We start from the raw sequence: 20,488 nt of genomic DNA on the forward strand, positions 1-20,488 counted from the left end.
GGCAATCACCTGAGGCTGGTCGTCGCGGGCTCATCCGGCCCGACCGCCGGGGACCCGGCTGGGTCCTTGAAGGTGCGAAAGCAGGCGGTGAGCCGCCGGCCCCACGGGGTCGTGGCGAATCGTGAGTGTCCAGGAGGACAACGCCGAATGGCCAAGATTATCGCGTTCGACGAAGAGGCGCGCCGCGGTCTCGAGCGGGGCATGAACCAGCTCGCCGACGCCGTCAAGGTGACCCTCGGCCCCAAGGGCCGCAACGTCGTGCTCGAGAAGAAGTGGGGCGCCCCCACCATCACCAACGATGGTGTGAGCATCGCCAAGGAGATCGAGCTCGAGGACCCGTACGAGAAGATCGGCGCCGAGCTGGTCAAGGAAGTCGCGAAGAAGACCGACGACGTCGCCGGTGACGGCACGACGACGGCCACCGTGCTCGCGCAGGCGCTGGTCCGCGAGGGCCTGCGCAACGTCGCGGCCGGCGCGAACCCGATGGCCCTCAAGCGCGGCATCGAGGCGGCTGTCGCCTCCGTCGCCGACGAGCTGGCCAACCTCGCCAAGGACGTGGAGACCAAGGAGCAGATCGCCTCCACCGCCTCCATCTCCGCCGGTGACAGCACCGTCGGCGAGATCATCGCCGAGGCGATGGACAAGGTCGGCAAGGAAGGCGTCATCACCGTCGAGGAGAGCAACACCTTCGGCCTCGAGCTCGAGCTCACCGAGGGCATGCGCTTCGACAAGGGCTACATCTCGCCCTACTTCGCGACCGACAGCGACCGGATGGAGGCCGTCCTCGACGACCCCTACATCCTCATCGTCGAGTCGAAGATCTCCGCGGTGAAGGACCTCCTCCCGGTGCTGGAGAAGGTCATGCAGGCGGGCAAGCCGCTCGCCATCATCGCCGAGGACGTCGAGGCCGAGGCCCTGGCGACCCTCGTCGTGAACAAGATCCGCGGCACGTTCAAGTCGGTCGCCGTCAAGGCCCCCGGCTTCGGTGACCGCCGCAAGGCGATGCTCGCCGACATCGGCATCCTGACCGGTGGTCAGGTCATCAGCGAGACCCTCGGCCTCAAGCTCGAGAACGCCGACCTGGGCCTGCTCGGCCGCGCCCGCAAGGTCGTGGTGAGCCGGGACGAGACCACCATCGTCGACGGTGCCGGTGACGCCGAGGCGATCAACGGCCGGGTCGCCGAGATCCGCGCCGAGATCGAGAAGAGCGACTCGGACTACGACCGCGAGAAGCTGCAGGAGCGCCTGGCCAAGCTGGCCGGCGGCGTTGCGGTCATCAAGGTCGGCGCGGCCACCGAGGTCGAGCTCAAGGAGCGCAAGCACCGCATCGAGGACGCCGTTCGCAACGCGAAGGCGGCCGTCGAGGAGGGCATCGTGCCCGGCGGTGGCGTGGCCCTCGTGCAGGCCGGCAAGACCGCGTTCGACAAGCTGGACCTCGTCGGCGACGAGGCCACCGGTGCGAACATCGTCAAGGTCGCGCTCGACGCCCCGCTGCGTCAGATCGCGGTGAACGCGGGCCTCGAGGGCGGCGTCGTCGTCGAGCGCGTGCGCAACCTGGAGGCCGGCCACGGTCTCAACGCCGCCAGCGGCGAATACGTCAACCTGCTCGCCGAGGGCATCATCGACCCGGCCAAGGTGACGCGTTCCGCGCTGCAGAACGCCGCCTCCATCGCGGCGCTGTTCCTCACCACGGAGGCCGTGGTGGCGGACAAGCCGGAGAAGGAGAAGGCGCCGGCCGCGCCCGGCGGCGGCGACATGGACTTCTGAGTCCACCAGCTCCAACAACGCGGGCCGGCTCCCCTGGGGGCCGGCCCGCGTTGCTGTTCCCGGCTAGCCGCACGTGGCCTTGAAGACCCGCATGGTGTTCTCCCAGGCCAGCTTGCGCAGCTCCGGCTCCGACCAGCCGCGCCCGGACAGCTCGGCCAGCAGCGCCGGGTACGCCGACACGTCCGGCAGGCCCTCGGGCACGATCTCGGTGCCGTCGAAGTCGCCGCCCAGGCCGACCGCGTCCACGCCCGCCACCGCGCGCACGTGTTCGACGTGGTCGGCCACGTCCCGCACCGTCGTCGGCGGGCTCGGGTTGGCCGCCATCCAGGCCCGGCGCTCCCGCAGGAACTCCGGCGAGTCCCACGGCGCCGCGATCGCGTCCTCCACCCGCGCCAGCTCCTCGCCCCACTCCCGGCAGGCGTCGGTCAGGAAGAACGGCACGAACGTCACCATCACCACGCCGCCGGAGTCCCGCACGCGCAGCAGCACGTCATCTGGGACGTTGCGACGGTGGTCGCACAGCGCCCGGGCCGAGGAGTGCGAGAAGAACGCCGGGTGCGCCGAGGTGTCCAGGGCCGCGTGCATGGTCTGGTCGGACACGTGCGACAGGTCGCAGAGCATCCCGAGGCGGTTGAGCTCCCGCACGACCTCGCGGCCGAACGGCGACAGGCCGTTGGACGCGGGCGTGTCCGTCGCGCTGTCGGCCCAGTCGGTGTTGCGGGAGTGGGTCAGCGTGAGGTACCGAATCCCGAGCTTGTGCAGCGAGCGCAGGACCACCAGGGAATTGTCGAGGCAGTGACCGCCCTCGGCGCCCAGCAGGCACGCGATGCGGCCGCCGGAGCGGGCCCGCTCGACCTCGTAGGCGTTCGTGGCCAGCGCCAGGGCCGAGGGGTAGCGATCGACCAGGCCCCGGACCAGCTCGACCTGCTCGACGACCTGGACGGCGGCCTGGGGCTCCGGGCGGTCGTCCGGCACGTACACGCTCCAGAACTGCGCCCCCACCCCGCCGCGGCGCAGGCGGGGCAGGTCGGTGTGCAGGCCGGTGCTCGACAGGTCGCCGCTGAGATCGACGTCGCCGCCGCGCACCCGCAGCCGCCACGGCAGGTCGTTGTGCCCGTCCATCACCAACAGGCCGTCCAGCACCACTGAGCCGTTCATAGCCCCGACCTTAGGGCCCGGATATGCGCGTTTTGCCGTCAACATGCGAACGGTCCTCATATGGTGAGGTCGGGCCGACATGAGGGGGGATCATGGGCAAGTCCAAGAAGAACAGCAGCAGCTTCGACTCCGGCCAGAGCATCGAGCGCGGCATGCACCGCAGCGAAGACGATCTCGGCTACCTGGACCAGGACCTCACCGACGACATGATGATCACGCCCGACTCGATCATGACGGGCGAGTCCACCAACGCCAACACGGCGACGATGCGCGCGCGCACCAAGACGCAGTCCTCGCTGCAGCAGAAGCGCGGCAATCAGCCGGACATGTAGACGACGTCGGCGCCCGTGGCATGACGGGGGATCACGGGCACCGGCGGCACGTGTGTGGGGTAGGACCGTGGCGAACCCACGGCCTGCCCCACATGCGTTCACAGATCCTTGGTGTAGATCCAGAACACGCGCTCGACCCTGGCCGCCACGGCCTTGGAGTAGAACCCGATCGGGCCTGCCCAGCCGATCTGCGCCGACCGCAGACCCAGCGAGTGCTGGTCGGCGAGGCAGCGGCGCAGCAGTACTCGTCCCACGCCGAGCCCCTCCGCGGCCGGAGCGGTGCCCATGGGGCCGAACCAGCTCGGGCGGTTGGCGCCGTACGCCGCGAAGCCCAGGATCTCGCCGTCGCGCACGGCCACGTAACAGCCGGCGCCGTCGCGGCCCAGCGACTGCTCGACCTCCCACGCCCAGCCGTCGCCCCAGATGGAACGCACCCACGCGGGCGTGTCGGGTCCGGCCGGCAGGACCTTCACGCCTTGCCCTTCGAGCCGCGACTCGTCAATCCGCATCTCATCGGACCGCGCCTCGCCGGGCTGTTTCTCCTTGGACCGCGCCTCGTTGGACCGCGCCTCGCCGGGCTGTGTCCCGTTGGGCCGCGTCTCGCCGGGTCGCGTCTCGTTGGGCTGTGTCTCGTTGGGCCGCGTCTCGTTCGTCTGGTCTAGGCGGGTCAGGTCCGCGGTCATGTTCCAGGCGGTGTCGGTCACCTTGTACCCGGCGCGCCGCGCCAGGCACACCGCCGGCGTGTACCGCACGTCGATGCCCGGCCACGCGTAGCACGGTGGGTTGCCGCCGAGCCGCACCCGCGTGGCGCCCAGGGCGGCGAGGCGCTCTTCGGCCGCGTGCAGCAGCGCCGCCCCGACGCCCCGGCGGCGCGCCTCGGGCAGCACGGCGAGCAGTTCGACGTGCCCGAGCCGCGGGTCGGCGTCGCTGATGGACGCGAGGGCGACACCGGTACCGTCGGAAGCCCCCACCCGCACCACCACCCGCCCACGGGGCGGCGCCGCGAGCCGGTTCGCGAGCACCTCGGCCTCGGCGGCGTCTTCCGGCAGGTCGAGCGCCCGGGCGAGGAGCGCCCCAACCCCGCCAACACCGTCGAGCTCCACGATCATTTGGTAAACATACCTAACTGTTTGCACGCGCGTCGGCCCAAGTCACGCGGATGTGAGCAAGCGCAAATCATCGCTCTCGTTGCCCTAAATCGGGCAAAAACTTTAAATACCAAATAACGCCTGACAGGCTGTAAATACGGAAAGTTCCATCGACACGGGCGCCGCCGCCAACGGCATCGTGCCTTGGCGTGCGGTGAAGGCCATTCCAACGACCTGAGCGCGGTGCCGCGAGTGCTGGCCCTGGATGGACAAGTGTCCACCGGCACTCCATTTGCGCGACTGCCCGGAATTGCCCGACTTGTCGCACAACCAGCGGATCGCACCATTTGTGTAACCGCCCGACACTCATCGGCCGCGGCTGCGCAGCGACGTCGCCGCTGGGAGCAACTGCCACGATAAGCCTGTAATGTCCGACTCCGGCGCTCAGTCCCTCGCGGGAATCCAAGACGCGCCACGGTTTCGGGCCCCTGCTGGCGCGCGGCACCTGGCGCGGGAGGGCTGGGCGAACCACGCTCGCCGGTTGGTGTGCACGACGGCGCGGGCCGCGTCGGGCATCGGACCGTGAAGGGCCCATGCCCAGGTCCCAGGTCGCTGCCGATCGCCTGCCGCACCGCCGTCGCCGTGAAGCGCCGCGCTCGGGACGCTGCAGGCCGCCTGCCGCGCCGCCGCTCGAAGATCGAACGGCCGGACGACGTTCGTCGGCGAGCCCGGGCGGCCTGGGCGGACCAAGTCGGTCCGAACCGCGGCGCCGCGGGTGGCGCTCGCCCGTGCCGGTCGGCGCCCGGGCGGCGAGTGGAGCAACGACGTCCGGCGAGGCCGGCATCAACACGTCGGCGCGGACGACGTCCGACGACGAAGGACTCCTCTCGGTTGCGGGAGAAGTTCACCGATCGGTACGGGCGGACGAGGCGCGCACGCCACCGCGGTGTACGGCTTCCTCGGCCAGGGTGGCCGCGAAAACGCCGGCGACGATGGGCTCGTTGGCACGGCGAGCAGCGCCACACCCCGAGAATCCCCGAACCCCGCGGTCCTCACCCTTAGCCCCATCGCCTCCCGCAGCCCCGCAGCCCCCGCAGCCCCGCAGCCCCGGCAGCCCCGCAGCCCCGGCAGCCCCGCAGGCGGAGTGGCCCCGGCGGTGCCGTAGCGCCGGGCGCCGTGGCATCGGCGGCGCCGCCGGCCCGTCAACGCCCTGGGCTGCCGGCGCCCGTGGCCTCGCCGGGCCGCCGCGCCCCGCTGCCGAGCGACGCGCCGATCCCAATGCCGCGGCGACGCTCGAGTTCGGTGTCGCGCGCGATCGTCGTACCCGGAACCAGGAGACCGGGGGGAGTGGTCGGCTCGTGGAAGAGAAGGCTCGGTGAAGAGTTCACGTGGCTCCAGGGGTGCCCCGTTCCGACTTGCTAAAAGCACCATACACGATTCATAAAAACTGATGAGCTTGATCGATACGTTGTGTAGTTGGCTGAGAACGGAGGGCGGCGGTGTTGTTGGCGCGGCCGGAGCTCGGGCGTCAGGGTTCAAGGGGCTGGGCTAGGGCGACGGGGTCTTGAGCGCGACCGCGGCCTGGACCGCCGCGTAAGCGTCGATCAGGCCCGCGCCCACGGTGTTCGACAGGGCGCCGCACGCGGTGCCGCCCGGCGTCGCCGGGCGGGTCGTGGAGCGCAGGATATCGCGCGTCCTGGCGATGTTGCCGATCAGCGACGGGTTGGCCGACCACATCAGCGCGACCACGCCCGCCACGTGGGGCGTCGCCATCGACGTGCCGCTCAGCTCGTCGTAGCCGCCGCCCGGCAGGGCCGACAGGATGTCCACGCCGGGGGCCATCAGGTCCGGCTTCGACAGGCCGTCGGCCGTCGGGCCGCGGCTGGAGAAGTCGGCCACGCGCGCGGCGCGGTCCACAGCGCCGACCGTCACGGTCGCGGCGTAGTTCGCCGGGGGGTCGGTGATGGAGCCGCAGCGCGGGCCGGTGTTGCCCGCCGCGGCGACGAAGAAGATGCCCGCGGCCGTGAAGGCGTCGATCGCGGGGCGCATCGAGAACTCGTCGCAGCCCTCGACGGCCGGGCAGCCCCACGAGTTCGTCAGGACCTGCGGGGCGCGGTCGGGGCGGCCCGCGTGCCAAGGGTCGGCGCCCGGCGCGTAGGGGGCGAGCATGAACTGCAGGCACGTCACGTAGTTGGCCATGCTGCCCAGGTTGCGGGGCAGGTTCTCGCACGCGGTCCACTCGGCGCCGGGCGCGACACCGACGCCCTTGCCGACCGCGGTGGCCATGGTGTGCGTGCCGTGGCCGTTGTGGTCCGTGGGCGTGCGCGCGCCGTCGTAGGGGTCGAGCCACGAGTCGTCGCCGCCGCGGAAGTTGCCGCGCAGGGCCGGGTGGGTGCCGTCGACGCCCGAGTCCGAGCTGCCCACGACGATGCCCTTGCCGGTGGAGTACCGCTCCCAGACCCGATCCGCCCCGATCAGCGTCAGGTTCCAGGGCGTCGCCGTCGGCGCGGGCCGCGACCCGTGCATCGGCTCGGCGACGGCCGGCAGCGGGCGCAGCTGCGGGTTGAGCAGCACGTGGGCGACGTCGGAGCGGCCCGCCAGCCACTGCCGGGCGACCGGGCCGGCGTCCACCTCGACGCCGTTGACCAGGTAGAACGGGGTGAATGCGACGTGCTTGGAGCGCAGGTCGGCCCGCAGCGCGGCCTGGCTGCGCTCGGCGGTCGCGACCAGCCGCTCGTAGGTCGCCCGCCCCCGCTCGCCGCGATCGGCTATCGAGGCGATCCCGCTCAGGTCGGCCTGCTCGCGCATGACCACGAAGAGCCGCTCGCCGTGCAGCCCGGGCCGCCCGAGCCCGACATACACCGTCGCGCCGGCCGCGGCCACCACGAGCGCGAGCGCCCCGGCGAGCCAGGCGTGCCAGCGCCACCGCCGGAACACGACCAGCAGCAGGACCGCGGTGAGCAAGGCCAGCCCGCCCGCCGTGGCGGCGCCGATGGCGCCCCAGTAGAGCCCGTCGCGCAGGCCCAGGATCAGCGAGGTCTCGTCGGGGTCGACGAGCGCGAGCGGGCCGAACAGCACGGGCGTGAGCAGCGCGACGACCGAGGGCATCCCGGACCGGCGCAGCGCGGCCAGGGCGAACCCGGCCGGCGGCACGCACAGCAGGGCGAGGAGCTGCACCGCCGGCTCGCCGACGCCGGCCGCGAGCGGCACGAGCGCCACGCCCGCGAGCAGGCCGCCCACCGCCGCGCGGCCCCAGGCGTTGCCGCCGGTCGGCGTGCGGATGGTGAGCGTGAGCAGCGGGCGGGTCGCGAGCCAGGCGATCGCGAGCGCCGCCACCAGGGCGAGCACGGTCTCGGCCGCCCCGCCGAGCGCGCCCACCCACAGCCACGGCAGCAGGAGCAGCAGCCCGGCGGCGAGCGACAGCCACGGCATCCAGCGGTCCGGCTCGATGCGCGGCTGCAGCGGCCCGGTGACGAGCCGGTGGACCAGGGCCGCCGCGGCGGCGAGCGCGGCCAGGACGGCGAGATAGAGCTCGTGATAGGTCGGCGGCACCAGGCGCGCGACGCCCAACAGCGCCCCGAAGCCGGCGGCGAGGGCCCACTGCCGGCCCGCCAGCCGCGCGAACCACACCGGTGACAGCAGGCCGAGCAGCAGCGCCGGCACCCCGGCGAGCGCCAGGCCGGTCACCGCGACCGCGAGCCACAGCGCGCGCGGCGCCGGCTCGCCCTCGATGGTGAGCGTGTCGGCGACGAGCCAGACGCCCGCATTCGGCACCACGATGACGAACGGCACCCAGAGGCCGAGCACGATGGTGAGGGCGAGTGACCAACCCCAGCTTCGTCTCGACGGCGCTGTCATGGTCCGGATGCTACGGGCCGGGTATGACAAAACGTGAGGACGCAGGAGGGAGACTGAGGGGCATGACCGAAACCGTGGACGCGGTCGTCATCGGCGCCGGGCACAACGGCCTGGTCGCCGCGAACATGCTCGCCGACGCGGGCTGGGACGTCGTCGTGCTCGAGGCGACCGAGCACGCCGGCGGGGCGGTCCGCTCGGCCGAGATCACCGCGCCCGGGTTCGTCAACGACCTGTGCAGCGCGTTCTACCCGCTGTCGGCCGCCTCGCCGCCGCTGCACGCGCTCGACCTGGAGTCGCACGGCCTGCGCTGGACGCATGCGCCCGAGGTGGTGGCGCACCTGTTCCCCGACGGCCGCGCCGCCGTGATCAGCCGCGAGCTCGACCTCACGGCCGAGTCGCTCGAACGGTTCGCGCCGGGCGACGGCAAGGCTTGGCGGCAGTGGTACTCCGAGTGGCGCAACCTCGCCCCCATGCTCGTCCCCGCCCTGCTCACCCCGTTCCCGCCGATCCGTGCCGGCGCCCGCCTCGCGCGGACCGCGGGCGTCGGCGGCACGCTGCGGCTCGGGCGGCGTTTCCTGGTGCCCGCGCGGGTGCTGGGCGAGGAGCTGTTCGCGGGCGAGGGTGCCCGGATGCTGCTCACCGGCCTGGCCCTGCACACCGATCTGGCCCCCGACGACGCGGCCGGCGGCGGCTTCGGCTGGCTGCTGGCGATGCTGGCGCAGCAGCACGGCTTCCCCGTGCCGGAGGGCGGCGCGCAGCAGATCACCGAGGCCCTGCTGCGCCGCTTCTCCGGCGTCGTGCACCTCCGCGCGGCGGTCGAGGAGGTGATCGTGGGCGGCGGCCGGGCGCTCGGCGTGCGCTGCGCGGACGGGCGGCTCTTCCGGGCCCGCCGGGCGGTCGTCGCGGACGTCCCCGCGCTCCCGCTGTACCAATCGATGATCAAGCCGGAGCATCTGCCCGGGCGGCTGCTGGCGGATCTGGCCGGCTTCCGCTGGGACAACGCCACGCTGAAGATCGACTGGGCGCTCTCCGGGCCGGTGCCGTGGATCTCGCCGGACGTCGCCGGGGCCGGCACGGTGCACGTGGGCTCGGACCCCGTGCGATACGCGGCGGACCTGTCGACGGGCCGCCCGCCCGAGGAGCCGTTCCTGCTCGTGGGCCAGATGACGACGGCCGACCCGAGCCGTTCACCGGCCGGGACCGAGTCGCTGTGGGCGTACACCCATCTCCCTCGCGGTGTCACCGCGGAGCAGGTGTCCGCCCACGTGGAGCGCGTCACCGACGTGCTGCGGCGCCACGCGCCCGGCTTCGACGACCTGGTGCTCGCCCGGCACGTGTCCGGCCCCCGCGAGCTGCAGGCCAAGAACCCCTCGCTGGTCGACGGGGCGATCAACGGCGGGACGGCCGGGGCCTACCAGCAGGTCGTCTGGCGGCCGACGGCCGGACTCGGGAGGGCGGACACGCCGATCGACCGGTTGTACCTCGCCAGCGCGAGCGCCCACCCGGGTGGCGGGGTGCACGGTGCGCCGGGTGCGAACGCGGCGCGCGCGGCGCTGGCCCGCAACAAGCCCGTGCTCGGCGACGCGTACCAGGCCGCGATCCGCGCGGCTTTGCGCCGCATCTACCCGTGACTAGCCCTTGCGGCGCTCGGCGAGGTCGGCCAGGCGCTGCAGGGCCTCGTTGTTGCGGAAGTGCAGGAAGAGATCGCCGAGCTTGTTGCGCACACCCAGCATCGGGCCGTCGGTGAACTGCTCCTGCATCGTGATCCGGGTCGCCTGATCGTCCAGCGGGTCGAGGGTGAAGCGCACGTGGCCCGCGCCGAGCGGCCAGACGTGGACCTTCAGCAGCAGCATCCGCCCCGGGTCCCAGTCCAGGGACTCGCTGCGGTCCTTGATCGACACCGGCCAGGGGCCCGCCTTGTGGTGCAGCCGCGACCCGGGGGCCGGCCAGGCCTCGTCGACGTCTCGGACGTGTGCGGTGCCGACCACCCAGTCGGAGTACGACCAGCCGTCGGAGAGCACGGAGTACACGGTCTCGGCGGGTGCGCGCACGATGCGTTCGGTGATGGACACGTCACCTCTCATTCCCCCGCCCGGGCATCTCACACCAGCGGCGTGACGGGCGAGGCTACCGTGTAGTAGTGCGCCGTGAACCCTCCACGTCCCGCTTCGAGGCCTCGCGCCTGTCGCCCGCGCGCCGCGCCGGCGACGTGGCCCGCCTGCGCCGGGAGCGCTTCGACGTCCTGATCATCGGCGGCGGCGTGACGGGCGCCGGAGCCGCGCTCGACGCCGCCTCCCGCGGCCTGTCGGTCGCGCTGATCGAGGCCCGCGACCTGGCCGCCGGCACGTCGAGCCGGTCCTCCAAGCTCATCCACGGCGGCCTGCGCTACCTCGAGCAGCTCGAGTTCGGCCTGGTCACCGAGGCTCTTCAGGAGCGCGGCCTGCTCGCGTCCCGGCTCGCGCCGCACCTCGTGCGCCCCGTGCCGATCCTCGTGCCGCTGCCGTCCCACCGCGGCTTCGCCGGGCTGGGGCAGCGGGTCTGGCAGCGCGCCTACTACGGTGCCGGCGTCGGGCTCTACGACGCCTTCGCCGCGACCGCGCGCCTGCGCCGCTCGTCGCCGCGGGGGATGCCCCTGCACCGGCACCTGTCGCGGGCGGAGACGCACCGCCGCTTCCCGTCGCTGCGGGAGGACGCGATCAGCGGCGCGATTCAGTACTACGACGGCCAGGTCGACGACGCCCGGCTGGTCGCGACGCTCGCCCGCACCGCGGCCGGTCTGGGCGCCGCGATCGTGCCCAGCGCCCGCGCGGTCGGCCTGCTGCGCGACGCCCGCGAGGTCACCGGCGTGCGCGTGCGGGACCTGGAGTCGCGCGAAGAGTTCGAGGTCCGGGCGCGCACGGTCGTCGCCGCGACCGGCGTGTGGATGGACGACATCGCCGGCATGCTCTCGGGCCAGGGGCCGCGCGAGTCGGCCGGCCTGCAGGTGCGGGCCAGCAAGGGGGTGCATCTGGTCGTACCGCGCTCGGCCATCACGGGAGAGGCCGGACTCATCCTGCGTACGCCCACGTCGGTCCTCTTCGTCATCCCGTGGGGCGGCCACTGGATCATCGGCACCACGGACACGGACTGGACCCTGGACCGGGGTCACCCCGCGGCGTCGGCGACGGACATCGCCTACCTGCTGGGCCAGGTCAACGCCGTGCTGGACCGCCCCCTGGGCACGCAGGACATCGAGGGCGTCTACGCGGGCCTGCGCCCGCTGCTCTCCCGGGAGGCGCGGCACCGCCAGCCCCACAGCCGCGACGAGCAGACGTCGGCGCTCTCGCGCACCCACGCCGTCGTCGAGCCCATGCTGGGCCTGATGCTGATCGCCGGCGGCAAGTACACGACGTATCGCGTGATGGCGGCGGACGTCATCGACCGGGTGGCCCATCGCCTGGGCGGCCTGCGCCGGCACGGCGGCCTGGTGCCCGCGTCGCGGACGGCGGACCTGCCGCTGCTCGGCGCGGACGGGTACCATCCACTGTGGACGAACCGGGCGGATCTGGCCCGCCGGCACGGCCTGCCGGTGGGCGTCCTCGAGCACCTGCTCGAGCGCTACGGCTCGCTGGCCTTCGAGGTGCTCGCGCTCGACCCGGAGCTGCGCCGCCCGGTCGCGGGCGCGCCGGAGTACCTGGCGGCGGAGGTGGCGTACGCGGCCCTGGCCGAGGGCGCGCTGCACCTGGAGGACGTGCTGACCCGGCGCACGCGGATCTCGTTCGAGACGGAGCACCGCGGGACGGCCTCGGCCCTGGACGCGGCCCGCGTGATGGGCGACGTGCTGGGCTGGGACGCCGCGACGCGCTCGCGCGAGGTGGACCACTACCTGGCGCGGGTGGCGGCGGAGCAGGAGTCGCAGCGCATGCCGGACGACCTGACCGCGGACGCGGCCCGCCTGGGCGCCCCGGACGTCCGCGGCTTCCAGGCGGACCGCGCGTCCGTGCTCCAGGACCGGGCCTAGCCGGCGGCTTCGAGCTCGGTGGCCGCCGCGGGCTTCGGGCGCGGCGTCTTGCGCCAGGCACGCGGAAGCGTGAGGGCTCGCTTGGACTCGTCGATGAAGTTCTGGCGGAGCGTCCACAGCCTGGTGCGCTGGCCGGCATCCTGTTCGGCGGCGACCGCGTGGTCGGCGTCGAGCAGCCTCACGTAGTGCGGCACTGGGCATCCGTGCGGCCGGCGCGCCACCTCGTGCCCGCCCGCGCAACGCAGACGCGGCCCGCCGGTTTGGCGGGCCGCGTCTGGTGTGTGGGTGCATGGGGTGTTGGTGGGTCAGTTGGCGGCTTCGAGTTCGGCGTTGGTGCCGGAGAACATGGTGCCGCTTTCGAAGCCGGTGGCGAAGCGCTCCTTGAGCATGTCGAGCTCGGCGAACTGGGCCTGGTGGGAGGACTCGGAGCCTTCGGCGGCGAAGACGTGGTCGTCGACGGACGCGTCGTGGGAGTAGTTGGTGTAGTCGTCGGACTCGTAGTGCACGGCGCCGGGGGCGTCGTACTCGACGTGGTGGCCCTGCGAGAAGTCGGTGGACTCGGCGGCGGAGTGGTCCTGCTCGTACACGCCGAACTGGCTGTTGTAGTCGGCCTCGGAACCCTCGGCCTGGTGCAGCTGGTCCAGCTCGCCGCTCTCCTGGCCCGCCTCGTACTGCCCGTAGTCGACGTCGCTCATGGCTATCTCCCTGTCATCAAAGGCAACTCGGTGATGACAAGAACGGTAGGGAACCCGGGGCCGGGCTGAATCCCGGAAACGTGCCGTCAGAAGATCTTGCCGGGGTTCAGGATGTTGTCGGGGTCCAGGGCGGCCTTGATCGAGCGGTGGGCCTTGAGACCCGTCGGGCCGATCTCGCGCGCGAGCCAGTCGCGCTTGAGCAGGCCCACGCCGTGCTCGCCGGTCGACGTCCCGCCGAGGGACAGGCCCAGCGACATGATGGCGTCGAAGACCTTCTGGCCCTGGGCCAGGCTCACCGGGTCCGAGCGGTCGATCACCAGGACCGGGTGCAGGTTGCCGTCCCCGGCGTGGCCGACCGTCGCGACGACCACGCCGTGCTCGCGGGAGATGCGCTCGATGCCCTCGATCAGCTCGACGAGCCGGGTTCGCGGTACGGCCACGTCGTCCACCATGATCCCGCCGCCCAGCGGGAACAGGTGCGCCGCGAAATGCTCCAGGGCCGGGTGGGCCAGGCGGCGGGCGGCGAGCAGCGCGTCGGCCTCCTCGGCGTCCGCGGCCACGAAGACGTCGGCGGCCTGGGCCGAGCGGCACATGGCCGAGATCGCCGCGAGGTCGTCGGGCGCGCGGCGGCCCGAGTCGACCGAGGCGATCAGCAGCGCGGCGGCGTTCGTGGGGAGGTCCATCGGGCGGTACGCCTCGATCGCCCCCATCGCCACCCGGTCGATGACCTCGAGCATGCTGGGCTGGAGCCCGGAGCCGACGATGGCCGAGACCGCGGCCCCGGCCGCCGGGAACGTGTCGAAGACGGCGACGAGGGTCAGCGACGGCTCCGGGGCGGGGCGGAGCCGGACGGTGACCTCGGTGATCACCCCCAGGGTGCCCTCGGAGCCGACGAAGAGGCTGGTCAGGTCGTAGCCGGCGACCCCCTTGGCGGTGCGCCGGCCGCACGTGAGCACCTCGCCGCCGGCGAGCACGACCTCCAGGCCGAGCACGTGGTCGCTGGTGACCCCGTACTTCACGCAGCACATGCCCCCGGCGTCGGTCGAGACGTTGCCGCCGATGGTCGACTGCTCCCAGGAGCCGGGGTCGGGCGGGTAGTACAGGCCCCGCTCGGCCACCGCGCGGCGCAGCTGGGCGTTGACGACGCCCGGCTGGACGACGGCGATGCGGTTCTCGGTGTCGATGTCGATGATCTCGTTCATCAGCACCAGCGACAGCACGATGGCGCCGTCGATGGCGTTGGCGCCCCCGGCCAGGCCCGAGCGGGCGCCCTGCGGGATGACCGGCACCTTGTGCCGGCTCGCGGCACGCAGGACGGCGGAGACCTGGCCCGTGGTGCGCGGGCGCACGACGACCGCCGGGGTGCCGAAGGGCACCAGGTCCGCCTCGTCGTGCTCGTAGGAGTGCAGCAGATCCGGGTCGGTCAGGACACCGCCCTCGTGGGGCAGGGCCGCACGCAACTCCTCGACGAGGCTCATACCTGGCACGCTAGTGCGTGTGCTCTACATCGACGCGCCGAGGTGGCCCGCGCACGGGCGCCTGTTCGCCCATCTCATCAGCGACGTCTCGGCGGCCGAGCTGCACGCGTTCGCCGAGCTGATCGGGGTGCCGCCGCGGGCGTTCGAGCGCGACCACTACGACGTGACGGCCGAGCGGGCGCGGGTCGCCGTGTGGCTGGGGGCCAGGCCGGTCGCCTCGCGGGTGATCGTCGAGCGCCTGGTTGCGTCCGGGCTGCGCCGACCGCGTCATTTGTCCGATTCGAAGGGCCAGAAAAAGCCAGGTCAGCCCTTGTTTCCGCGAATAGATTAGGTGACCCTTGCTTAGGTAAGGCTAAGCGAGGAGTACGGGCTGTGTATGTCTGCATCTGTCACCGCGTGCGGGAGTGCGAGATCCGCCGGGTCATCCAGTCCGGCGCCCACACCGAGGACGCCGTCGGTGACGAGTGCGGCGCCGGCACGGGCTGCGGCACGTGCCTCGACCGCATCGCCGATCTGATCGACGCCGAAAGCCCGGCCCCGGTCCCCGTTTTCCACTAGAAACGGGCATAAGAGGCGTAACCTGCCAGCATGCAAGGGGACGCACGAGTCATCGAGTTTCTGAACGAGCAGCTCACTGCCGAGCTGACGGCGATCAACCAGTACTTCCTGCACGCCAAGATGCAGGAGAACTGGGGATACACGATTCTGGCGAAGTACACCAAACACGAGTCGATCGACGAGATGAAGCACGCCGAGGTGCTCACCGATCGCATCCTGTTCCTGGAAGGCCTGCCCAACTATCAGCGCCTGTTCCCGCTGCGCATCGGCGAGTCCGTGCCGGAGCAGTTCAAGTGCGACATGCAGATCGAGCTGGAGGCGGTCGACCGGCTGCGCCGCGGCATCGAGTACATGCGCTCCATCGGCGACGTGACCTCGGCGAACATCTTCGAGGAGATCCTCGCCGACGAGGAGCACCACGTCGACTACCTCGAGACGCAGCTCGCGCTCATCGAGAAGTTCGGCGAGGCGCTGTACCTGCAGAACGTCACCGAGCACCCAGAAGCGTAGCGATCTCGGCCTCCAGGTTCACCCGCGCACGGGCGGTCCAGTCCGCCCGTGCCGGTACAATTCGGAATATCTCCGGCAAATCCGCCAAATTGCGCAGAATGGCCGCGCGCCCCGGCCGGAAGACGTCATCCGGTACCGCCGCGTACTCCGCGCGCACCGCCTCGGCATATCGGTCGTAGTCCGCCTTGTCCGCCGCCAGGATGGCCAGATCCGCGTCGGCCAGCAGCGCGCCGTTGCGGTCGCCCGGCTCGACCGCGTGGCCGGCCGTCAGGCGCACCAGTCGCGCGACCTCCGCCGCGCGCCGCGGGGAGCAGCCGAGCGCGGCCAGGGTCGTCTCGGCCAGCGCCGCACTGCGCTCCTCGTTGTCCGCCGCGAACACCTCGTAGACCGCGTCGTGGAACCACGCCGCCAGGCGCACCGCGTCCGGGTCGTCGGCGAGTTGCGCGTGCTCGTCGATCACGCGCAGCATGAGCGCCAGATGCTCGGGCGTGTGGTAGCGCCGATGCGGCTGCGACCAGCGCGCCAGCAGCTCGCGCCCGACCGTCTCCTCGCCCGGGAAGATCCGCTGCCAAGCCTCGATCACGTCACGAGCGTAGATGCTCCACGCTCTCCACGACGTGCTCGAGGCTCACCGCGCGCCCGGCCGCCCGGTCGCGCTGGTGCGCGGCGAGGCGCGGCAGGGTCTGCGAGCGCAGCGTCTGCGCGTCGGGCGGCTCCGGCAGCCGGTGCCGGGCCCGCAGCCCGTCGGCCGCCCCGACCAGCCGGGCCGCGTGCGCCGGGTCGTCCGCGGCGAGCAGGGACGCGACCACGTCCAGCGAGATCGCCAGGTCCAGCCGGTCACCGACCTCGTGCCGGGTGGCCAGCGCCGCGACGAGCAGCCGCAGCGCCTCCACGCGGTCGCCCTCGGCCAGCGCGGCCAGCCCGAGCTGGTGCTGGGCCATCGCCGCGCCGAACGCGTCGCCGATCTGCCGGCTCAGCGCCAGGCTCTCGTCCAGCGCCGCGCGGGCGCCCGCCACGTCGCCCCGGCCGAGCAGGGCCTGCCCGGCGCACTCGAGCGCGAGCAGGATCCCGCGCGTGTTGCCGTTGGCGCGCTCCAGGTCGAGGCACTCGTTGGCGTACCGCTCCGCCGCCGCGTAGTCGCCCCGGCTGAGCGAGACCTTGCCGAGGTTGCCCAGTGACGCGGCCACGCCCTGCGGCACGTCCAGCTCGCGCCACACCGCGAGGCTCTCGCCGAAGTGCGCGGTGGCCTCCTCGTGGTCGCCGCCGCCGATCGCGGCGATGCCCATCGCGTTGTGCGCGTGGCCGATCGTGGCCCGGTCCCCGGCCGCGGTCGCGCGCCGCAGGCTCTCCGCCCCGAGCCCGAACGCGACCTCGTGCTCGTCCTGGGTCGCGGCCAGGATCGCCGCCGCGTGCAGCAGCCGCGCCCGGGTGCCGTCGTCGTCCGTGTCCTGCGCGAGGACGCGGGCGAGCCAGTCGCGGCCCTCGCCGATGTGCGCGCCGTTGCGCCAGTAGCGCCACAGCCCCAGGCAGATCCGCGTGCGCGTCGCGGCGTCGGAGTGCCCGAACGCGGCCCGCACGTTCTCGTAGTCGGTCTCGATCCGCCCGGTCCACTCCACCTGCTCCGGCCCGGTGAGCCCGGCAGCGGAGGCCTCGGCGAACGCCGCGTAGAAGCCGGCGTGCCGGTCGGCCGGGCCGCGCTCGTCGCCGAGGCGGTTGCGGGCGTACGCGCGGATCGTCGACAGCAGGTGGTAGCGCCCGTCATCGTCGTCGCGCACCACGAGATGCTTGTCGACCAGCGCGGCGAGGCGCTTCTCCAGCAGGTCGGGATCACCGCCCGGCAGCGTGACGGCCAGCGCCGCCGCCGCCGTCCAGCCGCCGACGAAGACCGACAGCTCGGTCATGAGCCGCTGCTCCTCGCCGTCGAGCAGCACGAAGCTCCAGTCGATCGCGCCGCGCAGGGTCTGCTGGCGGGCCGGCAGGTCGCGTGGGCCGGAGCCGCCGAGCGTGTCCAGCTCCCGGTCGAGGTGCTCGGTGAGGTGGTCGAGCAGCTCGTCCGGGCTCCAGCGGTCGATGCGGGCCGCGGCCAGCTCGATCGCCAGCGGCAGGCCGTCGAGGCGGCGGCACAGCTGCGCGACGGGCAGCGCGGTGTCGATGGTGATCTCGAAGTCGGCGTCGACCGCGCGCGCCCGCTGCTCGAACAGCATCACGGCGGGCGAGTCGGCGAGCGTCGGGACCTGGTAGACCTGCTCGCCGTACAACGACAGACGCTCGCGGCTCGTGACCAGCGCGCGCACCCCCGGCGCCGCGGCCAGCAGGTCGCTGACCAGCGCCGCGCCGTCGTCGACGACCTGCTCGAAGTTGTCGAGCACGAGCAGCTGCTCGGCCTCGGCCAGCTGGTCGAGCACCGTGTCGAACAGGTGCTGGTCGGGCAGCTCGGCCACGTGCAGGGCGCGGGCCAGGGCGGCGGTGAGCAGCTCGGCGTTCGTGGTGTCGGCCAGCGGTACGAACACCGCGCCGTCGGCGAACTCGTCCGCGACCGCGCCGGCCGCGGCCAGCGACAGCCGGGTCTTGCCGATGCCGCCCGGCCCCACCAGCGTCACCAGCCGCCCGTCGCGGATCAGCCCGGCGACCCGCGCGGTCTCACGGTCGCGGCCGACGAGCTTGGTCATCGGCACCGGCAGCCGGCTGCGCCGCCGCTTGGGCGCGGCGGGCTTCACGCCCCAGGTGCCGTCCCCGGCCGCGACGAGCTCGCCCCGGGCCCGCAGCCGCTGCAGCTCGGCCTCGGCCCGGGCCGGCAGCCCGCCCGAGCGCTCGACGAGCCGGTCCAGCAGCGCCTGGGTCGGCTCCCCGGCGAGCGCGATGCGCAGCCAGATCCGCAGCGTCGCCGGCGACCACGGCGCCAGCTCGATCACGGTCTCGCCGGTGTCGGCGGGGCCGCCGAGGTCGGTGGTGGCGTAGACGACCGCGCAGGCGTCCCCGAGCGCGGGCACGGGCTCGCCCACGTCCGCGAGGAGGATCACGGGTTCGCCCGGTTCCGCCGTGGTACTGCCCGCAAGCTCCGTCGCGAAGCCCCGCAGCCGCGCGATCTGGGCCACCTCGCGCAGGAACCGCGTGTGACCCGCGCCCTTGGGGCCCGTGACGCGCAGCGCCCCGCGCAGGCCCGCCGACACGCGGGTCATGAACTCCTGCGTGGCGCTGAGCGCGGCGTCGCGCTCCCACAGGCGCGACGAGCCGGCGGCCGGGTCCGCCTCGATGTCGTCGCCGACCGCCTGGCCCCGGCCCCGCCGCTTGGCCAGATAGTTGCGGCGGTCCGCCACGGCGATGAGGGTCTCGCCATCGGTACCGTCGGCCGGGCTGGACGCCACCCCCATGCTGATCGACAGGTGCAGCGGCGGGGTCCCCGCGAACTCCCGCGCCCGCACCTCATCGGTCAGCCGGATGGCCAGCCGCAGCGCCTCGTCGGCCGCGGTGTCCGGCAGCAGCAGCACGAACTCGTCGCCGCCGTAGCGGAACAGCACGTCCTCGGCCCGGATGAGCCCCTGGATACGCTCGGCGAGCTGCCGCAGCAGCATGTCGCCGCGCAGGTGCCCGAAGGCGTCGTTGACGGTCTTGAAGTGGTCGACGTCGAACAGCAGCAGGCTGGCCCCGCCGACCTCGTGCAGGGCGGCGTCCAGGGCGGCGCGCGAGTGGGCGCCGGTGACGGGATCCTGCACGTTCATCGCCAGCTTGATCGGCGTTCGCGGGGCCCCGCTGAGGTGTTCGGGAGCAATTGGCGCATCGGGTGACACGTGTCGGGTCTCCGGTGTCCGGCGGCCGGACGATCCCGGGGCGCCGTTCGTCCCTTTCGGCGGCCGCCGACCGGGGAGCCCGTGATCACCGCATCGGCCGCACCGGCATCGAGCAGCCCGACGTCGGCGGGCGCGGACGGCCGGGCCTGCTAGTCCCGGACCGCCTTGAGATCCTCGACCAGCCCCGCGAAGGCGGCCTCGCGGTCGTCGGCGCGCAGGACCGCCGAGGGGTGGATGGTCGCCACGAGCACGCCGTCGCCCTCGAAGTCCTCGGGGTGCTCGGCACTGGCCGGCCACGGCAGCGCCTTGCCGCGTTCGCGGGTGACCCGGAACGCCGGCCCGAGCAGCGCCTTGGCCGCCGTGGCCCCGAGCACCACGACCTTCGCGGGGCGTATGCGCGCGAGCTCGGCCACGAGCCAGGGCCGGCACGCCACGATCTCGGTCCGGTCGGGCGTCTGGTGCAGCCGCCGCTTCCCGGGCGCCGCGGGGCGGTGCTTGAAATGCTTGACGGCGTTGGTGAGGTAGATGCTGTCCCGGTCGAGCCCGGCCGCGCCGAACGCGCGGTCGAGCACCTTCCCGGACGGCCCGACGAACGGGTGCCCGCGCCGGTCCTCGACATCGCCGGGCTGCTCCCCGACGACGAGCATCCGCGCGTCCTCGGGCCCCTCCCCGAACACGGCCTGCGTCGTGTCCCGGAAGAGCTCGCACGCGTGACACTCCTGCACGGCCCGCCGCAGGTCGTCCAGGCTCGCGTCCCTGTCCATGGGCACTCCTCGGCCGTGGCACGTTTCCGGGATTTGCGCGGTTCCCGGGTTCCCTACTGTTCCCGGTACCACCAAAACGAACTTTGATGCAGGGAGATAGCCATGAGCGACGTCGACTACGGGCAGTACGAGGTGGGCCAGGAGAGCGGCGAGCTGGACCAGCTGCACCAGGCCGAGGGTTCCGAGGCCGACTACAACAGCCAGTTCGGCGTGTACGAGCAGGACCACTCCGCCGCCGAGTCCACCGACTTCTCGCAGGGCCACCACGTCGAGTACGACGCCCCCGGCGCCGTGCACTACGAGTCCGACGACTACACCAACTACTCCCACGACGCGTCCGTCGACGACCACGTCTTCGCCGCCGAAGGCTCCGAGTCCTCCCACCAGGCCCAGTTCGCCGAACTCGACATGCTCAAGGAGCGCTTCGCCACCGGCTTCGAAAGCGGCACCATGTTCTCCGGCACCAACGCCGAACTCGAAGCCGCCAACTGA

At 72.8% G+C, this 20,488-nt stretch carries 18 protein-coding genes; 8 read left to right on the plus strand and 10 right to left on the minus strand.

Annotated elements, in window-relative coordinates; genetic code table 11:
* Positions 1 to 147: 147 nt before the first annotated feature.
* Positions 148 to 1,767: a chaperonin GroEL gene (gene groL / locus ACQP1P_RS02410; protein ID WP_433082680.1), complete on the plus strand. Its 1,620-nt coding sequence runs from the start codon at positions 148 to 150 to the stop codon at positions 1,765 to 1,767.
* A gap of 63 nt (positions 1,768 to 1,830) precedes the next feature.
* Here groL and ACQP1P_RS02415 read toward each other — a convergent pair whose 3' ends face one another.
* Positions 1,831 to 2,925, minus strand: coding sequence for a dipeptidase (locus ACQP1P_RS02415; protein ID WP_433082682.1), 1,095 nt, complete (start codon positions 2,923 to 2,925; stop codon positions 1,831 to 1,833).
* Between the two features lie 92 nt (positions 2,926 to 3,017).
* Between ACQP1P_RS02415 and ACQP1P_RS02420 the strand changes: the two genes are divergently transcribed.
* Complete coding sequence (locus tag ACQP1P_RS02420) at positions 3,018 to 3,257, plus strand: hypothetical protein (protein ID WP_433082684.1); 240 nt, start codon at positions 3,018 to 3,020, stop codon at positions 3,255 to 3,257.
* Between the two features lie 98 nt (positions 3,258 to 3,355).
* On the opposite strand, the gene ACQP1P_RS02425 is transcribed toward ACQP1P_RS02420, so the two are convergent.
* Both ACQP1P_RS02425 and ACQP1P_RS02430 read right to left on the minus strand, forming a co-directional pair.
* Positions 3,356 to 4,366, minus strand: coding sequence for a GNAT family N-acetyltransferase (locus tag ACQP1P_RS02425; RefSeq protein WP_433082686.1), 1,011 nt, complete (start codon positions 4,364 to 4,366; stop codon positions 3,356 to 3,358).
* Between the two features lie 1,527 nt (positions 4,367 to 5,893).
* Positions 5,894 to 8,203 (minus strand): S8 family serine peptidase, encoded by a 2,310-nt coding sequence (locus tag ACQP1P_RS02430; RefSeq protein ID WP_433082688.1) that lies wholly within the window; start codon positions 8,201 to 8,203, stop codon positions 5,894 to 5,896.
* Positions 8,204 to 8,265: 62 nt separating this feature from the next.
* Between ACQP1P_RS02430 and ACQP1P_RS02435 the strand changes: the two genes are divergently transcribed.
* A complete protein-coding gene (locus tag ACQP1P_RS02435) occupies positions 8,266 to 9,834 on the plus strand; it encodes a phytoene desaturase family protein (protein WP_433082690.1) in 1,569 nt (522 codons plus the stop codon).
* Here the strand turns inward: ACQP1P_RS02435 and ACQP1P_RS02440 are convergent, their stop codons facing one another.
* Entirely contained in the window at positions 9,835 to 10,275 is a 441-nt protein-coding gene (locus ACQP1P_RS02440; protein WP_433082692.1) for an SRPBCC family protein, read from the minus strand. It lies immediately after the preceding gene.
* Positions 10,276 to 10,343: 68 nt separating this feature from the next.
* Here ACQP1P_RS02440 and ACQP1P_RS02445 point away from each other — a divergent pair, with 68 nt between their 5' ends.
* Complete coding sequence (locus tag ACQP1P_RS02445) at positions 10,344 to 12,203, plus strand: glycerol-3-phosphate dehydrogenase/oxidase (RefSeq protein ID WP_433082694.1); 1,860 nt, start codon at positions 10,344 to 10,346, stop codon at positions 12,201 to 12,203.
* Here ACQP1P_RS02445 and ACQP1P_RS02450 read toward each other — a convergent pair.
* The 3 genes from ACQP1P_RS02450 to ACQP1P_RS02460 all read right to left on the minus strand — a co-directional run bounded on the left by ACQP1P_RS02450 (position 12,200) and on the right by ACQP1P_RS02460 (position 14,376).
* Positions 12,200 to 12,397 (minus strand): hypothetical protein, encoded by a 198-nt coding sequence (locus tag ACQP1P_RS02450; RefSeq protein ID WP_433082696.1) that lies wholly within the window; start codon positions 12,395 to 12,397, stop codon positions 12,200 to 12,202. The genes ACQP1P_RS02445 and ACQP1P_RS02450 overlap by 4 nt on opposite strands.
* Positions 12,398 to 12,508: 111 nt before the next feature.
* Entirely contained in the window at positions 12,509 to 12,898 is a 390-nt protein-coding gene (locus ACQP1P_RS02455) for a hypothetical protein (RefSeq protein ID WP_433082698.1), read from the minus strand.
* Positions 12,899 to 12,984: 86 nt separating this feature from the next.
* Positions 12,985 to 14,376, minus strand: a complete 1,392-nt coding sequence (locus ACQP1P_RS02460) for an FAD-binding oxidoreductase (protein WP_433082700.1) — start codon at positions 14,374 to 14,376, stop codon at positions 12,985 to 12,987.
* Positions 14,377 to 14,395: 19 nt separating this feature from the next.
* On the opposite strand from ACQP1P_RS02460, the gene ACQP1P_RS02465 reads away from it, so the two are divergent.
* Genes ACQP1P_RS02465 through bfr form a run of 3 tightly spaced genes read left to right on the plus strand, consistent with a single transcriptional unit; the run spans position 14,396 to position 15,444 of the window.
* Positions 14,396 to 14,707: a DUF4031 domain-containing protein gene (locus ACQP1P_RS02465; RefSeq protein WP_433082702.1), complete on the plus strand. Its 312-nt coding sequence runs from the start codon at positions 14,396 to 14,398 to the stop codon at positions 14,705 to 14,707.
* 41 nt (positions 14,708 to 14,748) lie between these two features.
* A complete protein-coding gene (locus ACQP1P_RS02470; RefSeq protein WP_433082704.1) occupies positions 14,749 to 14,934 on the plus strand; it encodes a (2Fe-2S)-binding protein in 186 nt (61 codons plus the stop codon).
* A 30-nt stretch (positions 14,935 to 14,964) separates the two neighbouring features.
* Positions 14,965 to 15,444: a bacterioferritin gene (gene bfr, locus ACQP1P_RS02475; RefSeq protein ID WP_433082705.1), complete on the plus strand. Its 480-nt coding sequence runs from the start codon at positions 14,965 to 14,967 to the stop codon at positions 15,442 to 15,444.
* On the opposite strand, the gene ACQP1P_RS02480 is transcribed toward bfr, so the two are convergent.
* From ACQP1P_RS02480 to ACQP1P_RS02490, 3 genes are all read right to left on the minus strand, one after another.
* Positions 15,422 to 16,027 carry an HD domain-containing protein gene (locus ACQP1P_RS02480; protein ID WP_433082707.1) on the minus strand — a complete coding sequence of 202 codons (606 nt, stop codon included), beginning with the start codon at positions 16,025 to 16,027 and terminating at the stop codon, positions 15,422 to 15,424. The genes bfr and ACQP1P_RS02480 overlap by 23 nt on opposite strands.
* 1 nt (position 16,028) lies before the next feature.
* Entirely contained in the window at positions 16,029 to 19,163 is a 3,135-nt protein-coding gene (locus ACQP1P_RS02485; RefSeq protein WP_433082709.1) for a diguanylate cyclase, read from the minus strand.
* A 218-nt stretch (positions 19,164 to 19,381) separates the two neighbouring features.
* Positions 19,382 to 19,996 (minus strand): UdgX family uracil-DNA binding protein, encoded by a 615-nt coding sequence (locus ACQP1P_RS02490; protein ID WP_433082711.1) that lies wholly within the window; start codon positions 19,994 to 19,996, stop codon positions 19,382 to 19,384.
* A gap of 102 nt (positions 19,997 to 20,098) precedes the next feature.
* Between ACQP1P_RS02490 and ACQP1P_RS02495 the strand changes: the two genes are divergently transcribed.
* Positions 20,099 to 20,488, plus strand: a complete 390-nt coding sequence (locus ACQP1P_RS02495; RefSeq protein WP_433082713.1) for a hypothetical protein — start codon at positions 20,099 to 20,101, stop codon at positions 20,486 to 20,488.

It is taken from the genome of Dactylosporangium sp. CA-052675 (genome assembly GCF_050947935.1).
Lineage (GTDB): Bacteria > Actinomycetota > Actinomycetes > Mycobacteriales > Micromonosporaceae > Dactylosporangium.

Coding starts and splice junctions, on each gene's coding strand:
- groL (WP_433082680.1), top strand. CDS start 148: ATGGCCAAGATTATCGCGTTCGACGAAGAGGCGCGCCGCGGTCTCGAG.
- ACQP1P_RS02415 (WP_433082682.1), bottom strand. CDS start 2,925: ATGAACGGCTCAGTGGTGCTGGACGGCCTGTTGGTGATGGACGGGCAC.
- ACQP1P_RS02420 (WP_433082684.1), top strand. CDS start 3,018: ATGGGCAAGTCCAAGAAGAACAGCAGCAGCTTCGACTCCGGCCAGAGC.
- ACQP1P_RS02425 (WP_433082686.1), bottom strand. CDS start 4,366: ATGATCGTGGAGCTCGACGGTGTTGGCGGGGTTGGGGCGCTCCTCGCC.
- ACQP1P_RS02430 (WP_433082688.1), bottom strand. CDS start 8,203: ATGACAGCGCCGTCGAGACGAAGCTGGGGTTGGTCACTCGCCCTCACC.
- ACQP1P_RS02435 (WP_433082690.1), top strand. CDS start 8,266: ATGACCGAAACCGTGGACGCGGTCGTCATCGGCGCCGGGCACAACGGC.
- ACQP1P_RS02455 (WP_433082698.1), bottom strand. CDS start 12,898: ATGAGCGACGTCGACTACGGGCAGTACGAGGCGGGCCAGGAGAGCGGC.
- ACQP1P_RS02460 (WP_433082700.1), bottom strand. CDS start 14,376: ATGAGCCTCGTCGAGGAGTTGCGTGCGGCCCTGCCCCACGAGGGCGGT.
- bfr (WP_433082705.1), top strand. CDS start 14,965: ATGCAAGGGGACGCACGAGTCATCGAGTTTCTGAACGAGCAGCTCACT.
- ACQP1P_RS02485 (WP_433082709.1), bottom strand. CDS start 19,163: ATGAACGTGCAGGATCCCGTCACCGGCGCCCACTCGCGCGCCGCCCTG.
- ACQP1P_RS02490 (WP_433082711.1), bottom strand. CDS start 19,996: ATGGACAGGGACGCGAGCCTGGACGACCTGCGGCGGGCCGTGCAGGAG.
- ACQP1P_RS02495 (WP_433082713.1), top strand. CDS start 20,099: ATGAGCGACGTCGACTACGGGCAGTACGAGGTGGGCCAGGAGAGCGGC.